General features: G+C 71.9%; 8 protein-coding genes. 4 read left to right on the forward strand and 4 right to left on the reverse strand.

Translation table 11 applies throughout. The annotated features are described in order from the left end of the window. The first annotated feature begins 134 nt into the window (after positions 1-134). Positions 135-1,988 (forward strand): SpoIID/LytB domain-containing protein, encoded by a 1,854-nt coding sequence (locus E4P40_RS13920; protein ID WP_135159159.1) that lies wholly within the window; start codon positions 135-137, stop codon positions 1,986-1,988. A gap of 19 nt (positions 1,989-2,007) precedes the next feature. On the opposite strand, the gene E4P40_RS13925 is transcribed toward E4P40_RS13920, so the two are convergent. Genes E4P40_RS13925 through E4P40_RS13940 form a run of 4 tightly spaced genes read right to left on the reverse strand, consistent with a single transcriptional unit; the run spans position 2,008 to position 7,156 of the window. Then, positions 2,008-3,546: a glycosyltransferase family 1 protein gene (locus E4P40_RS13925; protein WP_135159160.1), complete on the reverse strand. Its 1,539-nt coding sequence runs from the start codon at positions 3,544-3,546 to the stop codon at positions 2,008-2,010. Next, positions 3,543-5,069: a glycosyltransferase family 1 protein gene (locus E4P40_RS13930; protein ID WP_135159161.1), complete on the reverse strand. Its 1,527-nt coding sequence runs from the start codon at positions 5,067-5,069 to the stop codon at positions 3,543-3,545. The genes E4P40_RS13925 and E4P40_RS13930 overlap by 4 nt, the downstream gene beginning before the upstream one ends. Further along, positions 5,066-6,028, reverse strand: a complete 963-nt coding sequence (locus E4P40_RS13935; protein WP_135159162.1) for an FkbM family methyltransferase — start codon at positions 6,026-6,028, stop codon at positions 5,066-5,068. Before E4P40_RS13935 ends, E4P40_RS13930 begins: the two co-directional genes overlap by 4 nt. 9 nt (positions 6,029-6,037) lie before the next feature. Then, positions 6,038-7,156, reverse strand: a complete 1,119-nt coding sequence (locus E4P40_RS13940) for a glycosyltransferase family 1 protein (protein ID WP_135159163.1) — start codon at positions 7,154-7,156, stop codon at positions 6,038-6,040. A gap of 109 nt (positions 7,157-7,265) precedes the next feature. On the opposite strand from E4P40_RS13940, the gene gmd reads away from it, so the two are divergent. The 3 genes from gmd to E4P40_RS13955 all read left to right on the forward strand — a co-directional run bounded on the left by gmd (position 7,266) and on the right by E4P40_RS13955 (position 11,511). After that, on the forward strand, positions 7,266-8,252 hold the full coding sequence (gene gmd / locus E4P40_RS13945) for a GDP-mannose 4,6-dehydratase (protein WP_135159164.1): 987 nt from the start codon (positions 7,266-7,268) through the stop codon (positions 8,250-8,252). Beyond that, positions 8,249-9,232, forward strand: a complete 984-nt coding sequence (locus tag E4P40_RS13950) for a GDP-mannose 4,6-dehydratase (protein WP_135159165.1) — start codon at positions 8,249-8,251, stop codon at positions 9,230-9,232. Before gmd ends, E4P40_RS13950 begins: the two co-directional genes overlap by 4 nt. A 218-nt stretch (positions 9,233-9,450) precedes the next feature. After that, the gene (locus tag E4P40_RS13955; RefSeq protein ID WP_167762229.1) at positions 9,451-11,511 is read left to right on the forward strand and encodes an acyltransferase family protein; all 2,061 of its coding nucleotides are present in this window, start codon (positions 9,451-9,453) and stop codon (positions 11,509-11,511) included. Positions 11,512-11,892: the final 381 nt, after the last annotated feature.

An 11,892-nucleotide genomic window follows, 5' to 3' on the forward strand; every position in this document is an offset into this window, starting at 1 on the left:
TACTCGACGCGGGGCGGTCGGATGCGCTGAGTGACGCCGCGCCGCGCCGATGTCCGCACGCACCCACGGGACTGCAGCACGTGGGTGCGCATACGACCGGCCTCCCGGGGGCCGGCAGACGGTAGGTGTTCGGCATGCGCGCCCTCACGACGGCCCTCTTCGACTTCGTCCGGCGCCCTGCGGCGCTCATCGCCGCGCCGCTCGTCGCTGTGCTCGCCGGCACCGGTGTCTGGCTGGCCAACCCGCCGTCCGCGGGCGCCGACGCCACCGACATCACCTTCAACGGTCGGGGCTTCGGACACGGTCGCGGCCTGAGTCAGTGGGGGGCGTACGGCTACGCCGTCGACCACAGCTGGTCCTACCAGAGCATCCTCGATCGCTACTACGGCGGCACGACGCTGGCCGGGGACGCCGGCAACCCCGCCGTCTCCGTCGAGCTCCTGGGCCAGAAGGGCAAGGAGACCGTCCTCACCGGCAGCGGTCTGACGCTGAACGGCTATGGGATCGGCGCGCCCGCGATGCTCGTCCGTGGCATCGCCCGGAACACCTTCGAGGTGTACGTCGCCTCCACGTGCGCCGGTCCGTGGGCGCCCTGGGGAGGGCCCAACGGCGTCCGCGTGGAGGGCCAGGCCTCGGTCACCGGTGGCATCTCGCTGTGCGACGGGGGCCAGGTCAAGCCCTACCGCGGCAACATGGTCATCCTCGACGGCGGTCCTGCGAACCTCGGTCTTCCGGGCTTTCAGACGACGGTGAACGTCGTGACCGTCGACGAATATCTCTACGGCGTCGTGCCGCGCGAGTCGCCGGCCAGCTGGGGCTCCGCGGGCGGTGGGAAAGGCATGCATGCGCTCAGGGCCCAGGCGGTGGCCGCGCGCAGCTACGCCTTGAGCTCGCAGTGGACCGCATACGCCAAGACGTGCGACACCACGTCGTGCCAGGTGTACGGCGGTAGCGCATCGGAGGACAGCCGGACCACCACTGCGGTGGCCGAGACCTCCGGGCAGGTGCGGCGACGGTCCAATGGCACCATCGCGCGGACCGAGTTCAGCGCCTCCACCGGTGGGTGGACAGCAGGGGGCGAGTTCCCGGCCGTCGAGGACGCCGGTGACCTGACCGGCGCCAATCCCAACCGGTCGTGGTCGGCGTCGTTCTCGCGTGCAGACGTGGCCGCACGGCTGGGGATCCCACAGATCCTCAATGCCCGTGTCACCGTGCGGAACGGGCTCGGCGCCGAAGGTGGTCGTGTGGTGCAGATCGTCTTCGACACGACGGGCGGCGCGCGCCCGTTCACAGGGAACCACGTCCGGTCGGTGCTCGGACTGAAGAGTGACTGGTTCACGCCCACGACGGCGTCGACCGCAGGGGCGCGCTCGTTCTCCCGCGGCCTCTACGCCGACATCCTGGGCCGGGAGGGCGAACCCCAGGGCGTGGACAACTGGACGGGCTTCATCGCCACGGGCGGGGACCGCTACGCGGCGGCCCGGGCGTTCGCAGGGTCCGGGGAGCGATTCACTCGCTGGGTAGGAGAGGCCTACACCGCGGCGCTGCACCGGCCCGCCGAGCCGGACGGCATGAACAACTGGGTGGGCTTCATGCTGCGTGGCGGAACCCTGAACGAGCTCAACGGAGCCATCTACGGGTCCACGGAATCGCTGTACGCGCTGGGCGGCGGCGACGTGAACGCTTGGGTCAACGGCGTGTACCAGAGCCTGCTCGGCCGGCCCGCGGCACCGATCGAGCAGGCGATGTGGGCGAGTGCCGCCGGCCGGTACGGGCGGACCTCCGTGGCGATGTCGATCTCGCAGTCGGCGGAGGCACGCGACCGCCGACTGGCGGGCTACTACCTCGCACTCCTGGGCAGGCCCATGGACTCCAGCGGGCAGGGGGCGTTCTCCCCGTACCTCGCCGGACGTGGCGACGTCGACGTGGTCGCATCCATCGCCGCGAGCGCGGAGTACCGGGCGCGGGTCGAGGCGCGTTTCCCCTGAGTCGCGGTCGCGGCCGACGTCAGGCCGACCGGGTGTGGTCGACGAGTGTCGACCACACCCGGTTCGCGTAGTCGTCCCACGTGCTCACCGGTCGCGCCTGCGCCGCCGCCGCGAGCCGCGCGTGCACGTCGTCGTCGGTGAGGACCCGGCGCAGGGCGGCGGCGATGTCGGTGTCCGACCGGGGGTCGGCCAGCAGCGCCCCGCCGTCAGCCGCGATCTCCGCCATCGAGCCGTAGTTCGACGTCACGACGGGAGTCCCGCAGGCGAGCGCCTCCGCCACCGGCAGGCCGAATCCCTCGTTGATGGAGGGGAAGGCGACGCAGCGGGCGAGGCGGTAGGCCGCCCACAGCATTCCGTCGGTCATCGTCGTGACCGCCTCGACCGGACGGTTGCGCGAGCGGGCGGCCGCCAGCGCGTCCTGGAACTGCCAGTCGTTCCATGAGCGCCCGCCGACGAGGACGAGGTTGAACTCCACCCCGTCGCGCCAGAGGAGTTCGGCGGCGTGCAGCAGCGCGACGTGGTTCTTGCGAGGCTCGTGGGAGCCGACGCACAGGACCATCGGCAGCTCAGCGACTGTCAGCCGTGCCCGTGCCTCGGCAAGATCGGCCTCGGTGGTCCCGGGTACCTCGGCCGGGAGCATGTCGACCAGAATGTCGGGGCCGACCTGGCCCACGGATCCGAGCATGCTCCGCCAGCCGCGGTACTCGATCGCCGCCGCCTCCGAGATGGTCGAGACCCGGTCCAGGTGCCGGATCGCGGCCAGGTTGTGCGCGAAGGCCTCGCTGACGCCCATGGCGGTCGTCTCGGCAGTCGTGATCGGCACGCAGTCGAAGCCGATGACCCCGGTGCGGCAGCGGGCGTACTGGGCCAGGGCCGCGATCCGCTCGTTGCGGTCCCGCTCCGGGGACAGCTCCGGGAGGACGTAGGTCGCCTCCCAGGGCACCAGGACGGTTGCATCGGTGTCGGCCGGGTCCCCGTCGGAGGACGCGAGGCGCACACCGGTCAGCGCGGTGGTCCGCTCCCGCTCGTCGAGGGGGCGGAGGGCGCGGTGGTCCTCGGTCCAGCCCACGAGAGTGATGTCGTGATCGCGCGCCCACCGCTTCGCGGTCTCGCGGGCGACGCGCTGGATGCCGGTGGCCAGCGCCGTCCGTGCTGTGTGCTCCATGTCGACCAGGACGGCGCCCGTGACCACGCGGACCTCCCTGCGCCGCGCCGGCAGCACCCAGCTCCGCGCGGTCCTCGCCCGGCTCGCGCCGAAAGCGGGGGCCACGCCGTCGAGCCGGATCGCCCGCACCGCCCGCCGCACCGCGGTCGTGGTGGCGAGCTCGCCCTCGAGCACCGAGAGGGCGAGCCACACCGACGAAGGGTCCGCGTCGGACAGCAGCTGCTCGAAGCTCGCCACGAGCTCGCCCCGGACGGACGGCGCGGGCGCGCCCGTCAGCGTCGAGACCACCAGTCCCAGGCGGGACAGCAGGGAATCGCGCTCGCCGGGCGGCGCGGCGGCGATGCGTCCTGGAAGGGTGAGTGCATGTCCCAACGGAGCGGTCCTGCGGCTCATCGGGGCGCCTCCCCGGTGCCGGGCGGGACGGGGGCGAGGGCCGTCCACAGCTCGTCGGCGTAGTCGTCCCAGGTCCGGCGCGGCCGCTCGAGCGCCTGCTGCTTCAGGTGGGCCAACAGGCCGTCGTCGACCAGCAGCCGGCGCATCTGCTCGGCGATCGCCAGGTCGTCGTGCGGGTCGGCGACGAGTGCGCCCCCGCCGTCGGCGATCTCGCGGGTGCTGCCGTAGTCGCTGGTGAGGCAGGGGGTGCCGCAGGCGAGGGACTCGGCCACCGGCAGTCCGAACCCCTCGTGCAGGGAGAGGAACACCGAGAAGCGGGCCGACCGCAGTGTCCGCCACAGTTCCTCGTCGGTCACCGCCGTGCGGCGGCGTACCGGTCGGCCGGCTTTCCGGAGCCGGGCCATCAGCGCGTCGAACTCGGTGGGCCAGCCGCCGCCGCCGATGAACTCGAGCTGGAACTCGAGGCCGTCGCGCCACAGCTGTTCGGCGGCGTGCAGGACCGTCAGCTGGTTCTTGCGCGGCTCGAAGCTGCCGATCGTCACCACCAGCGGGGGATCGGTCGGCGCAACGTCGTCCCCGGCCGGCACCTCGACCGGCAGGCTGCACTCGACGACCGTCGGCCCCTCCAGGCCCTGGGCGGACAGCATGCTGACGAATCCCCTGAACTCGCGGGTGGCTGCCGCGCTGATGCCGACGACGCGACGTGCGTGTTTCACCGGCTCCAGGTACCGCATGAACCGGTCGGGGAGCCCCTCGTGGATGAGTTCCGGGCTGATCAGCGGAATGCAGTCGTACCCGATGAGGCCGACCGTGCTGCCGGAGTACAGGGAGAGGGCGGTCAGCGCCGCGCAGTGGTCGGGCGCGGGATTCTCGGGGAGCAGGACGGAGGCGTGCCACGGGACGACCAGGCGGTCCCGCCGCCGGGCCCGGCGCTCCTTCCTGTCCTGGCGCGCGAGGTCGTTCCAGCGCAGGACCCGGTCGAGCTCGAACATGGTCAGCTGACGCATGGCTCCACCGGCATCGGTCCACGCGACCAGGGTGAGGTCGTGAGCCCGCTGCCACCGGGGGACGGTCTCCCGGACGACACGCTGGATCCCCGTGTGCAGCTCGTGCCGGGCGGTGAAGTCGACGTCGACCACGACGCCCCCGGCGACGACGTCCATCTCGACGTCACTGGCCCCCCGCGCGGCCGACGACGCGTACACGGCTTCCAGCAGCCAACGGCCGAAGTCGGCGGGGCGGTTGACGTCGCGGCTGCGCAGCGCGGCACGCACCTCGTCGGGGTGCGGCATGGCGCCGCACATCGCCGTCATCAGCAGCCACAGAGCCTCCGGACCGGTGGCGGCGTGGACGTGCTCGACCAAGCGGCCGTAGAGCTCCGACGTGGCCCCCGCTGGATCGCCGGACCGGGTGCCGGTGTCCAGGCCGAGGGTCGCCGCGGTCACCCCGAGGCGCTGGTGCAGTGCATCGAGCAGGTCGGCGGCACTCGGGACATCGGTCCGGAGGACTTCGTCGACGCTCACCGCCAGCCCTGCATGCGCTTCTGCTGGACCGCGCGCAGCGGTGCGGTCACCCGCCAGGACAGGGTCGCCCGGTGAGCCTCCAGCTCCTTGCGCAGGCGCACGACCTCGTGCCCGGCCGGTCCGGCCCCGGCAGCGCCGGAGGCGGCGGCCTCCACCCAGCGCGCCAGGACGGTGCCCCGCCAGCGGATCACCTCGTCGAGGAGTTCATCCCGCTGGGCCTTCGTCGCCCGGAGTTCTTCCCCTTGCTGGTGCCACCGGTAGGGGATGAACTCGTCGAACGGATTCGCCGGGGCGCTGAGCGCGGAACGCAGCTCGCTCGCGTGCTCCTCGGCGACGTAGAAGCGGGACAGGCCGTCGAACAGGCAGAACTCGTAGCCGGCCTCGACCACCCGGTCCTCCCACTCGTGATGGGTGGGCTTCGTGCTGCGCGGTGCGGTCGCCTCGACGACGAGCACCCACGGACGCCACCGGCGCAGGTCGACGCTGGCGAGGACGGCCCGCTCGGAGCCCTCCACGTCCACGATCAGGAAGTGGATGTCGTCATCCGGCTGCAGGTGTTCGGCGAGGACGTCGTCGAGCCGGCGGGCCGGGACGACCTCGTTGTGCGCGTCCCAGCCGCTCTCCTGGTGGCCCTCGGCGATGGCGGCGTCCAACGTCGACAGGCCGGTCCCGTCGATGACGTGGAGGGTGACCGTCTGCACGTCCTCGTCGGTCACGGCCGCCTGGACCGTGACGTCCTGTGGCCGCTCCCGGCGGAACGCCTCGGCGAACTCCGCCACCGGCTCGATCTCGATCCCCGTCCAGCCGCGGTCGTAGAAGGCGCGGGTGATCGAGAACTCCGTGGGGTCGTTCGCACCGACCTCGACGTAACGGCCCTTGGACAGGTGCCGGAGCGCGCGCCAGAGCACGACGTCCTCGGCATTCTGGGCGTAGGAGATGAACGGCTGGTCGTCGGGCACGCAGGAATCCTACGGGCCACCTCGTCTGCGACCGGCCGCGTCGGAGGCTGCGCGGTAGGCCGTGAGGTGGGCGGCGGCACTGTTTCGCCAGGTGAACCGGGCGGCATGCGACCGGGCCGCCTCGGAGTCCGTCGCGACCTCCGGCAGTCCGGACAGTGCGTCCGCCCAGGCATCGTCGTCGTCCCCTGGGAGGAGGGTGGCGTGCCCTCCCGCCACCTCCCGGTGGGCCGGGATGTCGCTGGCGATCACGTGCCGCCCGCTGGCCAGTGCCTCGAGGACCGGGAGGCCGAAGCCCTCGTAGTGAGACGGCATGCAGACAGCCGCCGCGCCGGCCACGACCGACCGGAGGTCCTCGTCGGCCAGGTATCCCGCGAGGACGACGTCCGCAGGATCCGGTGGCGACCCCTGCCAGCGGTCGCCCCAGCCGGCGGGCCCGACCAGCACCAGCTGCGGGACGGCGGGGTCCTGCCTCCGCGCTGCCGCGTGCGCGCGGACGAGCGTGCCCAGGTTCTTGCGCGGCTCGAGATTGCCCATGAAGAGCACGTATCGCTCCGGGATCCGCAGCCTCTTCCGGTCGGCCACCGTCGTCGGCGCGGAGCGGGACCACGCAGGGTCGACGCCGTGGTGGGCGACCGTGATGCGGTCCTCGGCGATGCCGTACTCCGCGGCGATCTCGACGGCCATGGCCCGGCTCACCGCGATCACGTGCGCGCCCCGGGCGAGGGCGGCCGGCACCAGGTCGGCGTACTCGGCGGCGTCGCCCGTCACGGTCTCCCGGTACTTCAGGTAGGCCAGGTCGTGCACGGTGACCACGCCCGCGGCCCGGGCGGTCGGGGGCACGACGAAGTTCGTCCCGTGGAAGGCCGCGACCCGGCCGGTCAGGAGCTCGACGGGCGGCCAGGCGAGCCGGGACCACGCGGGCCGCAGCAGGCGGGCCGGCGCCCGGCGCGGGGCGGTGCGGGTGCGGACCGGGAGGGGGCCCGGGACCGCCCCGCGCACGCTGAACAGCGTGAGCAGCACGTCCGGCCCCTCGTCCAGCTGGGCCAGGCCGTCCACCAGCCCCCGTACGTAGTTGCCCACCCCGCTTCGCTGACCGAGCAGCGGGGTGGCGTCGAGGGCGACGCGCATCTGGGCCTCCTGCGGTGTCGGCCCCCGGCGATCGCTCGGAGGGGGCCACCCGGTGGGACGCCCCCGGCTACGCTAACGGCCGTTCGCAGCCACGAGGATTGAAGGACATATGAAGCGCGCGCTGATCACCGGCATCACCGGCCAGGACGGCCTCTACCTCTCGGAGCTCCTGCTCTCCAAGGGCTACGAGGTCTACGGCCTGATCCGGGGGCAGAACAACCCCAAGGCCGATCTCGTGCGGCGCGAGGTCCCCGGAGTGAAGCTGCTCACCGGCGACATCACCGACCTCTCGAGCCTGATCCGCGCGTTCGGCGAGGCGCAGCCCGAGGAGGTCTACAACCTCGGTGCCATCTCCTTCGTGGCCTACTCGTGGGAGAACGCGAAGCTCACCTCCGACGTCACCGGCCTCGGCGTGCTCAACGTCCTCGAGGCGATGCGGCTGTACGCGGGCGACGACCTGTCCAAGGTCCGCTTCTACCAGGCGTCGAGCTCGGAGATGTTCGGCAAGGTGCAGGACGTCCCGCAGCGGGAGACGACTCTGCTGTGGCCGCGCTCGCCCTACGGCGTCGCCAAGGTCTTCGGCCATTACATGACGATCAACTACCGCGAGTCCTACGGCATGCACGCGTCGTCCGGGATCCTGTTCAACCACGAGTCGCCGCGCCGCGGCCCGGAGTTCGTCACCCGCAAGGTCACCCAGGCCGTCGCGAAGATCTCCCTCGGACGTCAGGACACCATCTCCCTCGGCAACCTCGACGCGAAGCGCGACTGGGGGTTCGCCGGCGACTACGTCGACGCCATGTGGCGGATGCTCCAGCAGGAGGAGGCCGACGACTACGTCGTCGCGACCGGCGAGACGCACTCGATCCGCGAGCTCCTCGACGTCGCCTTCAACCACGTGGGGATCAGCGACTGGGAGGGCAAGGTCCACCAGGACCCGCGGTTCTTCCGCCCGGCTGAGGTCGACCTGCTGATCGGCGACCCGAGCAAGGCGCGGGAGAAGCTCGACTGGACGCCCAAGGTGGGCTTCGAGGAGCTCGTCCGCATGATGGTGGACTCCGACCTCGCGCAGCAGAAGGAGCTCGCGGGCCGGTGAGCGCCGTCCGCGCGTTCGTCACCGGGGCAACCGGGCAGGACGGCAGTTACCTGATCGAGCAGCTGCTCGAGGAGGCGACCGAGGTCCACGTGCTCGTCCGCGCGGAGGAGAGCGAGGCGGGGAGCACGCATCCACTTCCGCAGCAGGTGCATCAGCATGTGGGTGACCTCGCGGTGGGCACGGAGCTCGAGGCGCTGGTCGCCGCGATCGAACCGACCGAGGTCTACAACCTCGGTGGTCTCAGTTCGGTGGCGTTGTCCTGGCAGGAACCGGCCCTGACGGCCCAGGTGAGCGGCGTCGCAGTCGGGCACCTGCTCAAGGCCACGCACGACCTGCAGGAGCGCACCGGCCGGTCGGTGCACTTCGTGCAGGCCTCGAGCGCCGAGATCTTCGGGCGCACATCGCGTGTCCCCCAGGACGAGACGACGCCGCTGCGTCCGCTGACGCCCTACGGCGCGGCCAAGGCCTACGCGCACCATCTCGTCGGTGTGTGGCGCGCCCGGGGTGTGCACGCTTCGAGCTGCATCCTCTACAACCACGAGTCGCCTCGTCGGCCCGACGCATTCGTCACCCGCAAGATCACCGTCGGGGCGGCACGGATCGCCCGCGGTCTGCAGGACGAGCTGGCCATGGGCAACCTCGACGCCCGCCGCGACTGGGGGTGGGCGCCGGACTACGTGGCCGCCATGGTCCTCGCCGCCCGGGACGCGGTGGCGCGTGACTACGTCGTCGCCACCGGCGTCTCCCACAGCGTGCGCGACTTCGTCCGGGCCGCCTTCCAGGCGGCCGGTGTCGAGGACTGGGAACGGCACGTCACCCTGGACCCGCGCTTCGCCCGGCCGTCCGACGCACCGGAGCTCGTCGGCGACTCGACCCGGGCGCGGAAGGTGCTGGGCTGGTCCCCGACCGTCCCCTTCGAGGACATCGTGGCCCGGATGGTCCGGCACGACCTGGCACTGCTGGACGACGCACAGCCGTGAGTCCTTGTCCCCGGGCACCATGGGTGCTCGGGCAGCGGCGTGCACCCCCGCCGCCATGGCTTCGCTGCACGAGATAGCCGACGAAGTCCGGTACCATCCGCAACGACATGGCTACGATCGGTGACCAGATCGCGCCGACGCGAGCCGTGGCGGGCGACCTCCCGTCGACGAGACCGCTCCCTCTGGGACGCGCGCGCCCGAGCCCCCCCGCCGCGGGGATGGGGCAGACCACCGTCCGGCCCGAGATCCAGGCCCTGCGCGCGGCGGCCGTCCTGATCGTGGTCCTGTACCACCTGTGGCCGCTGCGGCTGACCGGCGGTTTCGTGGGCGTCGACGTCTTCTTCGTCGTCTCGGGCTTCCTCATCACGTCCCATCTCCTCCGCGAGGTGACGAGGACCGGCACGATCTCGCTGGGCCGGTTCTGGGCACGGCGTGCCCGTCGCCTGCTCCCCGCGTCCCTCCTCGTGCTGGTCGTCGTCCTGGCGATGACGCTGGCTGTGGTTCCCGACAGCTACTGGCGACAGTGGATGGGGGAGGTCTCCGCGTCCGCGGTCTACGGGCAGAACTGGCTGCTCGCCTTCGACGCGGTGGACTACCTCGCGGCCCACAACGCGGCGTCCCCGGTGCAGCACTTCTGGTCGCTGTCCCTGGAGGAGCAGTTCTACGTCGTGTGGCCGCTCCTGATGGTGCTCGTCACCGCCGCGGCCCGTGGGCGCTCGGAACGCGCGACCCGAGCCATGCTGCTCACCGCTGTGGTCGTCGTCGGTCTCGTCTCTCTCGTCGTGTCCGTCTTCTGGACGAGCCGGATGCCGGCGAGTGCCTACTTCGTCACGCCCACCCGGATGTGGGAGTTCGCGGCCGGTGGCCTCCTCGCCTTCGTGCCGACTGTGATCGCCGAGAACCGCCGGACCCAGAGGTCGCTCCTGTCGCTGACCGGGTTCGTCGCCATCGCCTGGGCAGCAGTCACGTTCAACGGCGCGACGGCCTTCCCGGGTTCTGCCGCGCTGCTTCCGGTCCTCGGAACGGTCGCCGTGATAGCGGCGGGCTGTCCGACGGGGCCGTGGAGCCTCCGGCCGCTCCTCGCGCTGCCCCCGGTGCAGTTCCTGGGCGACGTCTCCTACTCGATGTACCTGTGGCACTGGCCCTTCATCGTCGTCGTGCCGATCGTGACGGCGGCGCCGCTCACCACCGCCCACAAGGCCGCCATCCTCGGGGCGTCGGTCCTGGTCGCCTGGCTCACCAAGGTGGGCGTCGAGGACCGGTTCCGAGGCGCCCCGGTGGTGCAGCGCGCGCGGCCCCGCCGGGTCCTCGCGGCAGCCGTCGCCGCGAGCATCGGGGTCGCGGCCGGTGGGGCAGCCGTCGTGCAGGTACTCGATGCGCGCATCGCCTCAGCCGCGCAGGCGACCCTCGATGCCACGGTCGACGCGTGTTTCGGGGCCGCGGCGATGGACGTCGTACAGGGATGCGGCGACCCGTTCGCCATCACCGGCATGATGACTCCCGCCTTCGCCAAGACCGACACCAACGCCGTGGCGGACCCCGCCGGCGGATGGCAGTGCGAGACGCCGCGCGGCGAGAGCGCCCTGCGCAGGTGCGAATTCGGCGACACCACGGGTCCGGTCCGCACGATCGCGATGCTCGGGGACTCGCACGCGATGCACTACATGGCCGCACTCCGGGCCCTGGCCGAGGAGAGGGGCTGGCGGGTCGTCACGTACTTCAAGAGCGCGTGCAGCGGTACGGGAGCGAGCGACGTCGTCCTGCCTGACCGGCCCGACGACCAGCAGGCATGTGCGGCCTGGGGCACTGCTGCACACCAGGCCATCGCCGCCGACCGGTCCATCGACACGGTGATCTTCGCCAACTGGGGCCAGGTGTACCTCCAGGACAACGGCGCTCGGGAGATCCAGCCCTCCCGGTACGCCGCGGCGTGGGACGCGCTGTCAACAGCCGGGAAGACGGTGGTCGTGATCAGGGATCTGCCCCGGACGGTCGACGATGCTGACGTTCCCGACTGCCTGTCGACGCACGCGGCGAACCCGACGGTCTGCGACACGCAACAGTCGGTGTCCCTGCACCGCGATGCGGCCGCGGAAGCGGCGGCGGGCTGGCCGGACGGGTCCGTCCGTCTGCTCGATCTCACGGAGAAGTACTGCCGCGACGGGGTCTGTCACGCACGGATCGGCGGAGCGATCGTGTACTCGGATGCGGGCCACCTCACCAACACCTTCGCCCGCTCGCTGGCGCCCTACATCGGCGCCGCACTCGATCGCCCCTGAGGCGCCCGGCGACCGACTCCGACCTCTGCACCGGCGCCCGCGGGGCGAGGTCGGCACCGTGCAACACCGTGCGCTGCCGCGGGCCGGGCGTGCGTGTCCGGGGCGGGGGCGGCGCCCCGGCGGGCGTCCGTACGATGGGCTCATGACGCAATGTCCTGGGGGCCTACGCTGAGTGATGATCTCCCCGCTGCGGCACACCGGTCCCAGGAACCGGGGCCCGGACGGATCTCGGGAAGCGCCCTCCGGTCCCTCAGGACGAGGCACCGTCAGGTCACGGCACGTCCGGACAGCACCTCTCCAGCCCCTCCGAGCCTGGACGCGGAGATGGTCGTCGCGGTCTACCGGGCGCTCCTGGGCCGTGCTCCGGATGCCGACGGCCTC

The sequence above is a fragment of the Blastococcus sp. CT_GayMR20 genome (assembly GCF_004570345.1).